We start from the raw sequence: 14112 nt of genomic DNA, 5'->3' as shown, positions 1-14112 counted from the left end.
CACTGCCGGACCACCGGCCCGACGAAGGAGAACACCATGGCAGTCCCGAAGCGGAAGATGTCCCGCAGCAACACGCGGCACCGTCGCTCGCAGTGGAAGGCCTCCGCCCCCCAGCTGGTCTCCTGCGCCAACCCGGCCTGCGACGCCAAGCACCTCCCGCACCGCGCGTGCGGTGAGTGCGGCAACTACGGCGCCCGTGGCGCCCAGCGCCAGGTCCTCTGACCTGTCCGCGCAGGTCGACCCGACCCTGAGCACCACCGAGGACCCGGTCCGTCAGGAGAGCCCCGGGCAGCCGTACGCAGCGCTGCGCGGGGCTCTCGGCGACCCCACACTCGAGCCGTCGCTGCTCGACCTGGCGATGACGCACCGGTCCTACGCGTACGAGAACGGGAACCTCCCCACCAACGAGCGGCTGGAGTTCCTCGGGGACTCCGTGCTCGGCGTGGTCGTGACCGAGACGCTCTACCGCACCCACCCCGACCTCTCCGAGGGCCGGCTGGCCAAGCTGCGGGCCGCCGTCGTGAACGCCGAGGCGCTCGCCGAGGTGGCCCGCGAGATCGGCCTGGGCCGGCACATCAAGCTCGGCAAGGGTGAGGAGTCCACGGGCGGGCGGGACAAGTCCTCGATCCTGTCCGACACCGTCGAGGCCGTGATCGGCGCGGTGTACCTGTCCGGCGGGTTCGCCTCGGCGACCGACCTGGTGCACCGTCTCTTCGACCCGACGATGGAGCGGGCGGCGAGCAAGGGTGCCGGGCTGGACTGGAAGACGAGCCTCCAGGAGCTGACCGCCAAGCACTCCCTCGGCGTGCCGGAGTACGTCATCAGCGACACCGGGCCCGACCACCGCAAGACCTTCACCGCCACGGTGCGGCTCGGCGACCGCCTGCACGGCCACGGCGAGGGTCCCTCGAAGAAGCGCGCGGAACAGCAGGCCGCCGAGTCCGCGTACGCAGAGATCGTCGCCGAGCACGACGAGCCCGAGCGGCACGCCCCCGCGTCGGACACCTGAGCCGGACGTGCCCGAGCTCCCCGAGGTCGAGGTCGTCCGCCGCGGTCTGGAGGCCCACGTCGTCGGGCGTACCGTGACCGACGTCGAGGTGCTGCACCCCAGGCCGGTGCGCCGTCACCTCGCCGGTCCGGAGGACTTCGCCCGGTCGTTGCGGGGGCTCACCATCGTCGCCGCGCGGCGGCGTGGCAAGTTCCTGTGGTTGCCCCTGGACTCCGGCGACGCCCTGCTGGCTCACCTCGGCATGAGCGGTCAGATGCTCGTGCAGCCCCCGACGGCCCCCGACGAACGGCACCTGCGCGTGAGGTTCGGCCTGGTCGACGCGACCGGGGCCCCGGCGGGGTACGAGCTGAGGTTCGTCGACCAGCGCATGTTCGGGGGAGTGTCGCTCTCCCACGGCGGGGCGGACCTGCCCGCCGAGGCGCGTCACATCGCCCGGGACCCGCTCGACCCCTTGTTCGACGACGACGCGTTCGCACGCACGGTGCGACGCCGCACCAGCGCCATCAAGCGTCTGCTGCTGGACCAGACGGTGGTCTCCGGGGTGGGCAACATCTACGCCGACGAGGCGCTGTGGGCCGTCGCCGTCCACGGCGAGCGGCGTGGCGAGCAGCTGACCCGACGTCAGGTGCTCGACCTCCTCGAGGCCGTCCGTGCGGTGATGCGCTCCGCGCTGGACCAGGGCGGCACCTCCTTCGACGCGCTGTACGTCAACGTCAACGGCGAGTCCGGCTACTTCGACCGCTCTCTCCACGCGTACGGCCAGGAGGGGCTGCCGTGCGAGCGGTGCGGCACCCCGATCGTCCGCACGACCTTCACCAACCGCTCGTCCTTCTGGTGCCCCGCGTGCCAGCCGAAGCCGCGGGCCCGCCGGCGTCCCTCCCGCTGACCACACGGCGTGTTGACCATCGCCCACCCACGGTGCGAAACTGGACGACGGCCCGCGCCTGGGCCCGTTCCCTCTCTCTCGCCGCCGCAGCACGACGGCGGCGCTCGTGCGCAAAGGTTGTGCGTCATGGCCAAGGCCCTCCACGGCTACCTCGTCGGCACCGACGCCCGCGAGCAGGCACGCCTGCTCGCGGAGAACAGGCGTCTGCGTCAGCGCGTACGCGACCTGGAGACCCAGCTCCTCGCCGTGCTGGAAGCCGGCGACGCGGCAACCGCGACGACGACCCCGACGACGACGGCCACGGCGCCCGCGTCGACGGCGACCACCCGGACGGGGCTCGCCCCCGTCTGACCCGGCGCCCGTCGACCGCGTGTGAGCCGTTCGGGCCCGCCCCGCCGCGTACGCGCCCGCGCGCCGGGGAGGCTCCTGGCATGAGCAACGCGTTGACCGGCCTCGCCGACCGTCTCCTCGACCTCACCATCGCGCCCGGGTACACCCGGGTGGGGATGACGCTGCGTCGTACGTGGTGGCCCGAGGACCCCGCACCCGACGCGCTGGCCGGACGCACCGTGGCCGTCACGGGCTCCAACTCGGGTCTCGGCGAGGCCACTGCACTCGGACTGGCCCGGCTCGGCGCCCGCGTCCTCATGCTGTGCCGCACCATGGACAAGGCCGAGGCGGCCAAGCGCCGCATCGAGGCCAAGGTGCCGGGCGCCGACCTGGTGCTGATCGAGACCGACGTCGCGGACCTCGATGCCGTCGAGCAGGTCGCCGAAAAGGTGCTCGCGGTCACCGACACCCTCCACGCCCTGGTGCACAACGCCGGCGTCATGCCACCGGAGCGGTCGACCTCTCCCCAGGACCACGAGATGACGCTGGCGGTCCACGTTCTCGGCCCGCACAAGCTGACCTATCTGCTGCGCCACGCCCTGGCCGCCGACGGCGACGGCCGCGTCGTGTGGATGAGCTCCGGCGGCATGTACTCCCAGAAGCTCCGCGAGGACGACCTGCAGTTCACCGACGGCGAGTACGACGGCGTCACCGCCTACGCCCGCACCAAGCGCATGCAGGTGCACCTGGCCGAGCGCTGGGCCCGCGAGCTCGCCGACCTCGGCGTCAGCGTCCACTCCGCGCACCCCGGCTGGGCCGACACCCCCGGCGTCCAGGACTCACTGCCCGGCTTCTACAAGATCACCAAGCCGTTCCTGCGGGACGCGGCCGAGGGTGCCGACACCGTCGTGTGGCTGGCTGCCTCTCCCCGTGCCGGCGAGGTCAGCGGGGAGTTCTGGCAGGACCGCGCGCCGCGACCCACCGCGTACCTCGGGCTCAACCAGCCCTCCGCCGACCAGACCGCCAGCCTGTGGCGGCAGGTCGTCGACCTGACCGGGGTGCCGAGCGACGCCTGAGGCACCGGACATCTAGGGTTCTCCGGTGAGAATCCTCGACCGGTTGCTCCCGTCCCGCCTGGGCACGGACTACCGGTGGCTGCTGGGGGCCAGCTGGACCGCGAACCTCGGCGACGGCATCGCGCTCGCGGCCGGGCCCCTGCTCGTCGCCTCGCTGACGCGTGACCCGTTGCTCGTCGGGCTCTCGACCTTCCTGCTGTTCGCCCCGCCGATGCTCATCGGCCTGTACGCCGGTGTCGTGGTCGACCGCTCGGACCGTCGTACGGTCGCGCTCGTCACCGACGCGCTGCGCGCCCTGCTGCTGGTGGCCGTCGTGGCGCTGATCGTCACCGACACCCTCACGGTCGGGGTGCTGCTGACGATGGTGTTCCTGATCGGGGTGACCGAGACCTTCGCCGACGGCTCCTTCTCCGCGATGCTGCCGCAGCTCGTCGGCCCGCGGGATCTCGGCGTCGCCAACGCCAGGCAGATGGCCGGGTTCGTGGTGGCGAACCGCCTGGCCGGACCCCCGCTGGGCGCCGCGCTCTTCACTGTCGGCACCGTGTGGCCCTACGCGGCCCAGGTCGTGCTCGCGCTGCTCGCGGTGGTGCTGATGTCACGCATCACCCTGCGTCGTGGTCGGGTCGACCGGGACCGTACCCGCGGCGCGGCGGCCCGAGAGGTCCGCGAGGGGCTGCGCTGGCTGCGTGGCCATGCGGCCCTCCGCACGCTGACGATCACGATCTTCGCCTTCAACGTCACTTTCGGGGCCACCCTGGCGGTTCTGGTGCTCTACGCGCTGGAGGTGCTCGAGATGGGTGAGGTGGGGTACGGCCTCCTCACCACGGCGAGCGCCGTGGGCGGCCTGATCGGCATGGTGGCGTACGACCGCCTCGAGGGCGCCCTGCCGTTGGGGGTGCTGATGCGCATCGGCCTGGCCGTGGAGACCGTCTTCCACTTCGTGTTCGCGCTCAACAGGCTGCCCGTCGTCGCGCTCGCGATGATGGTCGTCTTCGGGGTCCACGAGTTCGTCTGGGGCACGATCATGACCACCATCCGGATGCGCGCGGTCCCGGAGGCGCTCCAGGGCCGGGTCGGGTCGGCCTACCGGTTCGCGGGCACGGCGGGACTCGCCGCGGGCGCGGGCCTCGGGTCGGTGCTGGCCGGCGCCCTGGGGGTGGTGGCCCCGTTCTGGTTCGGCTTCGTCGGGTCGGTGCTGCTCCTGGTGTGGCTGTGGCGGCCGCTGATGCAGGTCGCGCACGCCGACGAGGTCAGCGAGGTCGGCGGGGTGACGGCGGCGGACGCCCCGCGCTGATCCAGCCGGCCGGGCGCGCCTCCCCGGCGTACGCCCCGGCGCCGCCTAGCCTGACGGCGCAGAGCGGCTTCCCCATGTCCCACCGCTGCGCGTACCCGACGTCCCCCGTCCGGGCCGTCACCAGGGAGGAGCCCCGTGTACCTCAAGACCCTCACGCTCAGGGGCTTCAAGTCCTTCGCCTCCGCGACCACGCTGGAGCTGGAGCCGGGCATCACCTGCATCGTCGGACCCAACGGCTCCGGCAAGTCCAACGTCGTCGACGCCCTCGCCTGGGTGATGGGGGAGCAGGGAGCCAAGAGCCTGCGCGGCGGCAAGATGGAGGACGTCGTCTTCGCGGGCACCTCCGGTCGCGCCCCGCTCGGCCGGGCCGAGGTGGCGTTGACCATCGACAACTCCGACGGTGCCCTGCCGATCGACTACACCGAGGTAACGATCAGCCGCACGATGTTCCGCAACGGCGGCTCGGAGTACGCGATCAACGGCTCGACGTGTCGGCTCCTCGACGTCCAGGAGCTCCTCAGCGACTCCGGCATCGGACGCGAGATGCACGTGATCGTCGGGCAGGGGCAGCTCGACTCGATCCTGCGGGCGACGCCGGAGGACCGTCGCGGATTCATCGAGGAGGCCGCAGGCGTCCTGAAGCACCGCAAGCGCAAGGAGAAGGCGCTGCGCAAGCTCGAGGCGACCGAGGCCAACCTGCACCGCCTCACCGACCTCCTCGCCGAGCTGCGTCGTCAGCTCAAGCCACTGGGCCGGCAGGCCGAGGTGGCGCGACGGGCCGCGGTGATCCAGGCCGACGTCCGCGACGCCAGGGCCCGCGTCCTCGCCGACGACGTGGTCTCGGCCCGGGCGACGCTGGAGGCCGAGACGGCCGACGAGGAGGCGCTGGCCGCCCGCCAGGCCGAGGTCACCGCGGCGCTCGAGGTCGCCCGGGAGCTCGAGGCGGCGTTGGAGGCCACGCTGCGGGAGAGCCTGCCGCAGCTCGCCCGAGCGCAGGAGACCTGGTTCGACCTCTCCGGCCTCGCCGAACGCTTCCGCGGCCTGCAGTCGCTCGCTGCTGAACGGCTGCGCCACGCCGAGGACGGCGCCGCGCAGCCCGTCGCGGGCTCCGGACGGAGCCCGGAGGAGCTGGAGGCGGAGGCCGAGCGCGTCGAGGCCGAGGAGCAGGCGATCGAGGCCCGCACCGCCGAGCTGTCCGCGGAACTCGAGGCGTCGGTGACGGCCCGCACCGCCGCCGAGGCCGAGGCGGCGGCCGAGGACAAGCGGGTCGCCGACCTGCAGCGCGCGGCCGCCGACCGTCGTGAGGGGCTGGCCCGGTTGAGGGGGCAGGTCGAGGTGGCGCGTACGCGAGCGCGCTCCGCCGCCGAGGAGGCCGAGCGACTCAGCGGCTCCCGCGAGGCCGCGCTGCAGCGCGCCGAGCGGGCGCAGCGCGAGTTCACCGCCCTGGAGACGCAGGTCGCCGGGCTCGACGCCGGCGAGGAGGACCTCGATGCCGAGCACGAGCAGGCCGCGGCACGCCTCGCGGCCGTGGAGGAGGAGCTGGCGCAGGTCCAGACCCGCACGGAGCAGGCCGAGCGGGACCGTGCGGCGCTGACCGCACGCCGCGACGCGCTCGAGACGGGGCTCCGCCGCAAGGACGGCGCCGGTGCGCTGCTGGAGCTGGCGTCCGACGACCCGCACGAGCCGGGCGGCCCGCTCGGCGTCCGCGGCAGCGTCGCGGCTCTGCTCGACGTCGACGCCGGGTACGAAGCCGCGGTCGCCGCAGCGCTGGGTCCAGCCGCGGACGCCGTCGTGCTGGCCTCGCTCGCCCACGTGCCGCCGACCCTCGAACGACTCCGCGTCGAGGACCTCGGCCGGGCGGACCTCCTCGTGGCCGGGGCGCCCTCGGGCTCGGCGACGGCCACGGCACGGGAACAGGCCGCTTCCGGAGCGGTCTGGGCGCTCGCCCACGTGAACGCACCGGACGACCTCACCACCGCCGTCGCCGCGCTGCTCGGCGACGTGCTGGTCGTCGACGACCTCGACGCCGCGTCGGCGTGGGTCGCGGCGGCGTCGGTCGACCGGCCCCGTCGAGCGGTGACCCGTGAGGGCGACCTCCTCGGGGCGTACGCGGCCCGCGGCGGCACCCACGACGGTTCGAGCCTGCTCGAGGTGCAGGCGGCCGTGGACGAGGCGGGCGAACGGCTCGCGGACGTGGTCGCGGAGACCGAGCGGCTCGGGTTCGCGCTCACCCGCCTCGAGCACGAGCGCGCCACGGCCCGGGCGGCCGTCGACGTGACGCTGGCGCAGCTCCACGAGTCCGACGCGACCCTGGCGGCCGTCGCCGAGGAGCTGGCCCAGCACGGCGCCGCCGCGCGCAACGCCCGGTCCGACGCCGAGCGGGCAGGAGCCGCCATCGAGGCGGCGCAGGCCGCCCACTCCGACGCGCTCGCCGCCGCCACCGCGCTGGAGGAGCGGCTCGCGACCGCCGAGCAGGCACCGGCCGAGGAGCCGGAGACCGCCGAGCGGGAAAGGCTCGCCGAGGCCGCCAGGGAGGCGCGCGCCGCCGAGACCCAGGCGCGGCTGGCGCTGCGGACGGTCGAGGAGCAGGCGAAGTCCGTGCTCGGGCGTGCCGCCGGCCTGCGGCGCCGCGCCGCGACCGAGCGTGAGCAGCGGGCCCGGGCCGAGGCCAGGCGGCAGCGGTTGCGAGCCGAGGCGACCACCGCGCGAGGGGTCCAGCAGGCGTGTCAGAAGGTGCTGGCCGCCCTGGAGGTCTCGCTCGGGGCCGCCGCTGCGCGACGTGCAGAGGTGCAGCAGTCGCGCGCCTCGGACGAGCAGGCGCTGCTCGACGTACGCGGCCGGCTGCGCGACCTCGCGCGCGACCTCGACGAGCTGCGCACCGACGCCCACCGCGACGAGATGGCGCGGGCGGCCCACCAGATGCGGCTCGACCAGCTCGCGGAGCGCGCCATGACCGACCTCGGTCTCGAGGTCGACGCCCTGGTCGCCGACTACGGCCCGGACCGACCGGTGCCCGACCTCTCCGTCGAGGTCGAGGACGGCGCGGACCCACCGACGTACGCCTTCGAGCGCGCGGCCCAGGAGAAGCGGCTGCGTCAGGCCGAGCGTGCGCTCTCCCAGCTCGGTCGCATCAACCCGCTCGCGCTCGAGGAGTTCACCGCGATGGAGGAACGGCACGCGTTCCTCTCCGAGCAGCTCGAGGACCTGCGCCGCACCCGCGCCGACCTCGCCGACATCGTCACGCAGGTCGACGAGCGCGTGGAGCAGGTCTTCACCGAGGCCTACCGCGACGTGCAGGTCGCCTTCGACCACGTCTTCGCCCGGCTCTTCCCCGGCGGCGAGGGACGTCTCGTGCTCACCGACCCCTCCAGCATGCTCACCACGGGCGTCGAGGTCGAGGCACGCCCGCCCGGCAAGAAGGTCAAGCGGCTCTCGCTGCTCTCGGGCGGGGAGCGGTCGCTGGTCGCCGTCGCGTTCCTCGTGGCGCTGTTCAAGGCGCGACCCTCGCCCTTCTACATCCTCGACGAGGTCGAGGCGGCGCTGGACGACACCAACCTCGGCCGTCTGCTCGAGATCTACGAGGAGCTGCGCGAGGACTCGCAGCTGCTCGTGATCACCCACCAGAAGCGCACGATGGAGGTCGGCGACGCGCTCTACGGTGTGACCATGCGCGGTGACGGTGTGTCCACGGTGATCTCCCAGCGGTTGCGCGAGAGGCAGCCGGCGTGAACCAGCAGCAGGGCAGTGGGCCACCGCCACGACAGCCACGACAGCCGCGGCCCACGCGGGCCGACTTCGTCGCCTGGCGCACGGTGACGACCCGGTGGCGCGACGACGACGCGTACGGCCACATGAACAACGCCACCTACTACGAGCTCTTCGACACCGCGGTCAACGCCCACCTCTACGAGGCGACGGGGCTCCCGATCCGCGACCTCGACGCGATCGGCATCGTCGCGGAGACCTCGTGCCGCTACTTCGCCGAGCTCGGCTTCCCCGACCCCGTCGAGACCGGTCTGGTCGTCGAGCGGCTGGGACGGTCGTCGGTGACGTACCGCATCGGCCTCTTCCAGGGGCCCGGTGACGAGGCCGCCGCCGAGGGGCGGTTCGTGCACGTGTACGTCGCGAACGGCGCCAAGGGGGACCGTCCGGTGGTGCCGGTGCCCGAGGAGATCCGGGCGGCCGTCGCACCCCTGGTCGCCGACGGCTGAGCCGTCGACTTCGCGTCGATCCCTTCCGGCCGGGCACCGGTCGTGCCAGAGTTGGGCGGGTTCGTACTCACCTGCCTTCCCCGGCACTTCCCCAGGTGGTTCCCATGGTCACAGCCCTGATGCTCCTCCTCGCCACGATGACCGGCGTCGTCGTCCTCGCCTCCTTGGTGCTCCTCGTGGTCGCCGCCCCGCACACCGGGGGTCGGCTGATGCGCGTGCCCGGCGTCCGCGGGGCCTCGCAGCTGCTGCACCGCTGAGGTCTGCCGGCGGCGGGTGATCGCGGCCGCCGCGCGTGATTGGATCGAGCCGTGGACATCGTCTCGAGCTTCCTCTTCCTGATCATCGCGATCGCCGGCGTCGCCCTGGTGACGATGGCGGGTCTCGTCACCTCGTTGCGGCGACGGCGGCGCAACGACCTGACCGTGTCGTCGGGCGACACCGAGGCCGCAGCGGGCCGCGCGACCGACGCCGCCGGGGTCGCGGCGCCCGAGACCTCCGCGCAGTCCCCGACCGAGGTCGACGAGGCGACGGCCGATGCGACCGTGGTGGAGGAACCGGGGCCGGACGCGCCCGGCCTCGAGCGGCCCGAGTCGACCCAGAGCCGGCTGCAGCGCCTGCGTGCCCGGCTGGCCGGCAGCCAGAACCTGCTGGGGCGCAGCCTGCTGGCGCTGCTCTCGCGCGACTCGGTCGACGAGGACACCTGGGAGGAGATCGAGGACCTGCTGATCTCCGCCGACGTCGGCGTTGGGCCCGCCCAGGAGCTCGTGGAGCGTCTGCGGACCCGGATTCGCGTCGAGGGCGGCGAGAGCGACGTACGCAGCGTGCTCCGCGAGGAGCTGCTCACCCTCGTCGGCACCGACACCGACCGCTCCCTGGCCCTGGACGGCGGCGACGGCAAGCCGGGCGTCGTGCTGGTCGTCGGGGTCAACGGCACGGGCAAGACCACCACCGTCGGCAAGCTGGCCCGCGTGCTGGTCGCCGAGGACAAGCAGGTCGTGCTCGGCGCGGCCGACACCTTCCGTGCCGCGGCGGCCGACCAGCTCTCGACGTGGGGCGAGCGGGTCGGCGTCGATGTCGTCCGCGGCCCCGAGGGCGGCGACCCCGCCAGCGTCGGGTTCGAGGCCGTGAAGGTGGGGGTCGACCGCGGGCTCGACGTCGTCGTGGTCGACACCGCCGGCCGGCTGCAGAACAAGGCGGGCCTGATGGACGAGCTCGGCAAGGTCAAGCGAGTCATCGAGAAGCAGGTGCCCGTCACCGAGGTGCTGCTGGTGCTCGACGCCACCACGGGTCAGAACGGCATGACGCAGGCGCGTGTCTTCCGCGAGGTCGTCGACGTCACCGGCGTCGTGCTGACCAAGCTCGACGGTTCGGCCAAGGGCGGCATCGTCGTCGCGGTGCAGCGCGAGCTCGGCGTACCCGTGAAGCTCGTGGGTCTCGGTGAGGGCGCCGACGACCTCGCGCCGTTCGACCCCGAGGGCTTCGTCGACGCCTTGCTCGACGCCTGATTCGTCCCCGTGCACGGCGTGCGTAACGCAGCCGAAACGCAATCGCACGACAGGCAACCAACCTGAAACACCGTCAGCAAGGCGGTGAAACCTCCGGGCCAGACAGTTGTCGGGACCTGGGGGACGGCTCCTCCGCGACAACGTCGTCGCGGTCGTCCTCCTCGCCCCTACAGCTCTCACTGGAGGTCCACACATGGACGGCTACAACGCCTTCATGCTCGTGGCCACGCTGCTGGTCGTCATGATGACCGTGCCCGCGCTGGCCCTGTTCTACGGCGGTATGACCCGCTCGAAGTCCGTGCTCAACATGATGATGATGTCGTACTCGGCGATGGCCATCGTCGGCATCATCTGGGTCCTGTGGGGCTACTCGATGGTCTTCACCGGCGACAGCCCCTTCACCGGCTCGCCGTTCAACTCGTTCGGGCTCTCCGGCCTCGACTACGGCGGCTACACCTTCATGATGTTCCAGCTGACCTTCGCGGTCATCACGACCGCCCTGATCAGCGGAGCCATCGCCGACCGGGTCAAGTTCTCCGCCTGGCTGCTCTTCGTGCCGCTGTGGGCGACGCTGTCCTATTTCCCGATGGCCCACATGGTCTTCGGCTGCGACAACGGCGGCCTCATCTGCGCCGACATCGGCGCGCAGGACTACGCCGGCGGCACGGCGGTGCACATCAACTCCGGCGTCGCGGCGCTCGTGCTCGTGCTCGTGATCGGCAAGCGTCTCGGCTTCGGCAAGAGCGCGATGCGACCCCACAACCTGACGCTGACGATGCTCGGCGCCGCGCTCCTGTGGATCGGCTGGTACGGCTTCAACGTCGGCTCGCTCGTCTTCGTCGACGGTATCGAGCCCAGCACCCAGTTCCTGAACGAGACCGGCCTGACCTTCGCGAACACCACGCTGGCCGCGATGGCCGCCATCATCGGCTGGCTCGTCGTGGAGAAGGCGCTGCACGGCAAGGTCACCACACTCGGCGCGGCCTCCGGCATCGTCGCCGGCCTGGTCGGCATCACCCCGGCCGCGGGTGCGGTCAACATCGTCGGGGCGCTCGCCATCGGCGCCATCACCGGTGCGGCGTGCTCCTGGGCGGTCGGCCTGAAGTACAAGCTGGGCTACGACGACTCGCTCGACGTCGTCGGTGTCCACCTGGTCGGCGGCATCGTCGGCACGCTGCTGATCGGTCTCTTCTCGGTCACCGCCGCGGAGGGCTCGGGCATCGCGGGAGGCGCCGTGGACGGCCTCTTCTACGGCGGGGGCTTCGAGTCGCTCGTCGCCCAGGCGCTCGGTGTGCTCGTCGCCATCGGCTGGTCCGGCGTCATGACCCTGGTCATCGCGCTCGCCATCAAGTTCACCATCGGCTGGCGCGTCGAGGAGGAGGCCGAGATCGAGGGCATCGACTACGACCAGCATGGCGAGACCGCGTACGACCTGGTCTCGCGGGGTGGCGGTTCGTCCAGCAAGTCCGGTCTCACGGGAGGTACCTCCGCATGAAGCTCATCACCGCAGTCATCAAGCCCCACAAGTGGGACGAGGTCCGCGAGGCCCTGGAGACCTTCGGGGTCACCGGCATGACCGTCAGCGAGGTCTCGGGCTACGGCCGCCAGAAGGGCCACACCGAGGTCTACCGCGGCGCGGAGTACGACATCGCGCTGGTCCCCAAGGTGCGCATCGAGATCGTCGTGGAGGACACCGACGCCGGCAACATCGTCGACGTGATCGTCGGCGCCGCCCAGACCGGGCGGATCGGTGACGGCAAGGTGTGGGTCTCCACGGTCGACGCGGTCACCCGCGTACGCACCGGCGACACCGGAGACGCCGCACTGTGAGCACCTGAGCTCGACCGGTTCGACGCGACAGGGGTCGCCGCCCACGAGGGCGGCGGCCCCTGTCGTCGTACACGCCCGCTCTTGCAGGGCAGTGATCAGCGCCACATGCGCACGGCGTGCCGGGGGATCGGAAACACAGGCGAAACAAAGCTGTCGGACTCTTCGGCGCATGACGCCGAACGCCGCGGCCGTGCTGCCGCCCCTCGCCGCCGCCGAGCTCGACTCCGGCAACACCGCCTGGCTGCTCGTCTCCACCGCGCTGGTGCTGATCATGGCGCCGGGTCTGGCCATCTTCTACGGCGGCATGGTGCGCTCCCGCGGCGTGCTGAACATGATCATGATGACCTTCGGCGCCTTCGCCGTGGTGCTGGTCGTCTGGACCCTCGTCGGCTACGGCATCGCCTTCGGCGACGACCTCGGCGGGGTCGTCGGCAACCCGGCAGGCCTCATCGGGCTCTCGGGCCAGATCGGCGAGCTCACCGACGGCGGCCAGCCCCTCCTGTTGTTCGCGGTCTTCCAGGCGCTGTTCTGCGTCATCACGGCGGCGCTGATCTCCGGGGCCATCGCCGACCGGGCCCATTTCGGGTCCTGGCTGGTCTTCGTGGCCCTGTGGACCGTGTTCGTCTACGCCCCGCTGGCGCACATGACCTTCGGCTCGGGGTTCCTGCTCGAGGACCTCGCGGTCATCGACTACGCCGGCGGTCAGGCCGTGGAGATCTGCTCGGGCGCCTCGGCGCTGGCGCTGGCCCTCGTGCTCGGCAAGCGGATCGGCTTCGGTCGCGACCCGATGCGTCCGCACAACCTCACCCTGGTGATGCTCGGGGCGGGTCTGCTGTGGTTCGGCTGGATCGGCTTCAACGCGGGCTCGGCCCTGACCGCCGACGGCTCCGCCGCCGCGATCCTTGTCGCCACCATCCTCGCGGGGTGCACCGGCATCTTCGGCTGGCTGCTGCTCGAGCGCTTCCGTGACGGCCACGCCACCTCGTTGGGTGCCGCCTCGGGCCTGGTCGCCGGGCTGGTCGCCATCACGCCGTCCTGCGGGTCCGTCACCCCGATCGGCGCCATGCTGGCGGGTCTCGCTGCCGGCGCGGTCTGCGCGTGGGCCGTGGGTCTGAAGTACCGGTTCGGCTACGACGACTCCCTCGACGTCGTCGGCGTCCACGGCGTCGGTGGCGTCGTCGGCATGCTCGCGATCGGACTCATCGGGTCCGCCGAGGCCCCGACAGGGGTCGCCGGGCTCCTCTACGGCGGCGGCGTGGACCAGCTCGGCCGTCAGGTCGTCGGCGTCGTCGTCGCCGCGGTCTTCGCCTTCGTCGTCTCCTACCTCCTCGCCGAGCTGGTGCAGCGCACGATGGGCTTCCGCGTCGCCGACGACGACGAGATCACGGGCATCGATCTGGTCATCCACGCCGAGAACGCCTACGACCTGCACTCCACCTCGGGGTCGCGCTCCTCCGGCGGCGGCTCCGGCGGCGGACCGACCATCCCGCGCGGCACGCTCGGGGGAGAGTCCTGAGGCCGTACGCCGACCGCCGCGACTAGGCTCGACGGCACGACCACCTGTTGACCACCAGTTCGACCACTGCTCGACCACTGCTCGACCACCCGCTCTGGAGGACGTCTTGAAGCTCGTCACCGCTGTCGTGAAGCCCCACAAGTGGGAGGACGTCCGCGGCGCCCTCGAGGGCATCGGGATCACCGGCATGACGGTGACCGAGGTCGCGGGCTACGGCCGCCAGAAGGGCCACACCGAGGTCTACCGCGGCGCGGAGTACGACATCTCGCTGGTGCCCAAGGTCCGCATCGAGATCGTGGTCGACGACGCCGACGCCGAGGAGGTCGTCGACACCGTCGTCGAGGCCGCCGCGACCGGCAAGATCGGCGACGGCAAGGTGTGGGTCTCGCCGGTGGAGTCCGTGGTGCGGGTCCGCACCGGCGACCGGGACGCCTCGGCCGTCTGACCCGGGGCCC

14 protein-coding genes are annotated in these 14112 nt (G+C 72.3%); all 14 read left to right on the top strand.

Features of this window, described 5'->3' with window-relative positions; translation table 11 throughout:
• The first annotated feature begins 36 nt into the window (after positions 1 to 36).
• Positions 37 to 222, top strand: a complete 186-nt coding sequence (gene rpmF / locus KLP28_01200) for a 50S ribosomal protein L32 (GenBank protein ID QWC85431.1) — start codon at positions 37 to 39, stop codon at positions 220 to 222.
• Positions 173 to 1009 carry a ribonuclease III gene (gene rnc, locus KLP28_01195; protein ID QWC85430.1) on the top strand — a complete coding sequence of 279 codons (837 nt, stop codon included), beginning with the start codon at positions 173 to 175 and terminating at the stop codon, positions 1007 to 1009. The genes rpmF and rnc overlap by 50 nt, the downstream gene beginning before the upstream one ends.
• A gap of 7 nt (positions 1010 to 1016) precedes the next feature.
• Complete coding sequence (mutM, locus tag KLP28_01190; GenBank protein QWC85429.1) at positions 1017 to 1895, top strand: bifunctional DNA-formamidopyrimidine glycosylase/DNA-(apurinic or apyrimidinic site) lyase; 879 nt, start codon at positions 1017 to 1019, stop codon at positions 1893 to 1895.
• A gap of 126 nt (positions 1896 to 2021) precedes the next feature.
• Positions 2022 to 2246, top strand: coding sequence for a hypothetical protein (locus KLP28_01185; protein QWC85428.1), 225 nt, complete (start codon positions 2022 to 2024; stop codon positions 2244 to 2246).
• Positions 2247 to 2326: 80 nt separating this feature from the next.
• On the top strand, positions 2327 to 3301 hold the full coding sequence (locus tag KLP28_01180; GenBank protein QWC85427.1) for an SDR family NAD(P)-dependent oxidoreductase: 975 nt from the start codon (positions 2327 to 2329) through the stop codon (positions 3299 to 3301).
• A 25-nt stretch (positions 3302 to 3326) separates the two neighbouring features.
• A complete protein-coding gene (locus KLP28_01175; GenBank protein QWC85426.1) occupies positions 3327 to 4595 on the top strand; it encodes an MFS transporter in 1269 nt (422 codons plus the stop codon).
• A gap of 135 nt (positions 4596 to 4730) precedes the next feature.
• A complete protein-coding gene (gene smc, locus KLP28_01170) occupies positions 4731 to 8324 on the top strand; it encodes a chromosome segregation protein SMC (GenBank protein ID QWC85425.1) in 3594 nt (1197 codons plus the stop codon).
• Positions 8325 to 8446: 122 nt separating this feature from the next.
• On the top strand, positions 8447 to 8806 hold the full coding sequence (locus KLP28_01165) for an acyl-CoA thioesterase (GenBank protein QWC86723.1): 360 nt from the start codon (positions 8447 to 8449) through the stop codon (positions 8804 to 8806).
• Positions 8807 to 8910: 104 nt separating this feature from the next.
• Positions 8911 to 9063, top strand: a complete 153-nt coding sequence (locus KLP28_01160; GenBank protein QWC85424.1) for a hypothetical protein — start codon at positions 8911 to 8913, stop codon at positions 9061 to 9063.
• 114 nt (positions 9064 to 9177) lie between these two features.
• The gene (gene ftsY / locus KLP28_01155; GenBank protein ID QWC86722.1) at positions 9178 to 10311 is read left to right on the top strand and encodes a signal recognition particle-docking protein FtsY; all 1134 of its coding nucleotides are present in this window, start codon (positions 9178 to 9180) and stop codon (positions 10309 to 10311) included.
• Between the two features lie 193 nt (positions 10312 to 10504).
• On the top strand, positions 10505 to 11806 hold the full coding sequence (locus tag KLP28_01150) for an ammonium transporter (protein QWC85423.1): 1302 nt from the start codon (positions 10505 to 10507) through the stop codon (positions 11804 to 11806).
• Positions 11803 to 12141 (top strand): P-II family nitrogen regulator, encoded by a 339-nt coding sequence (locus tag KLP28_01145; GenBank protein ID QWC85422.1) that lies wholly within the window; start codon positions 11803 to 11805, stop codon positions 12139 to 12141. Before KLP28_01150 ends, KLP28_01145 begins: the two co-directional genes overlap by 4 nt.
• 169 nt (positions 12142 to 12310) lie before the next feature.
• On the top strand, positions 12311 to 13657 hold the full coding sequence (locus tag KLP28_01140; protein QWC85421.1) for an ammonium transporter: 1347 nt from the start codon (positions 12311 to 12313) through the stop codon (positions 13655 to 13657).
• Between the two features lie 106 nt (positions 13658 to 13763).
• Complete coding sequence (locus tag KLP28_01135) at positions 13764 to 14102, top strand: P-II family nitrogen regulator (protein ID QWC85420.1); 339 nt, start codon at positions 13764 to 13766, stop codon at positions 14100 to 14102.
• The last annotated feature ends 10 nt before the right edge of the window (positions 14103 to 14112 follow it).

This window comes from Nocardioidaceae bacterium (assembly GCA_018672315.1).
Taxonomy (GTDB): domain Bacteria; phylum Actinomycetota; class Actinomycetes; order Propionibacteriales; family Nocardioidaceae; genus TYQ2.
Note: the sequence above shows the minus strand (reverse complement) of the source record. Positions and strands in the feature narration are given on the sequence as shown.

Excerpts from the sequence above, each read along its gene's own strand:
- rpmF (QWC85431.1), top strand. The coding sequence starts at position 37 with ATGGCAGTCCCGAAGCGGAAGATGTCCCGCAGCAACACGCGGCACCGT.
- KLP28_01185 (QWC85428.1), top strand. The coding sequence starts at position 2,022 with ATGGCCAAGGCCCTCCACGGCTACCTCGTCGGCACCGACGCCCGCGAG.
- KLP28_01180 (QWC85427.1), top strand. The coding sequence starts at position 2,327 with ATGAGCAACGCGTTGACCGGCCTCGCCGACCGTCTCCTCGACCTCACC.
- KLP28_01165 (QWC86723.1), top strand. The coding sequence starts at position 8,447 with ATGAACAACGCCACCTACTACGAGCTCTTCGACACCGCGGTCAACGCC.
- KLP28_01160 (QWC85424.1), top strand. The coding sequence starts at position 8,911 with ATGGTCACAGCCCTGATGCTCCTCCTCGCCACGATGACCGGCGTCGTC.
- ftsY (QWC86722.1), top strand. The coding sequence starts at position 9,178 with ATGGCGGGTCTCGTCACCTCGTTGCGGCGACGGCGGCGCAACGACCTG.
- KLP28_01150 (QWC85423.1), top strand. The coding sequence starts at position 10,505 with ATGGACGGCTACAACGCCTTCATGCTCGTGGCCACGCTGCTGGTCGTC.
- KLP28_01145 (QWC85422.1), top strand. The coding sequence starts at position 11,803 with ATGAAGCTCATCACCGCAGTCATCAAGCCCCACAAGTGGGACGAGGTC.
- KLP28_01140 (QWC85421.1), top strand. The coding sequence starts at position 12,311 with ATGACGCCGAACGCCGCGGCCGTGCTGCCGCCCCTCGCCGCCGCCGAG.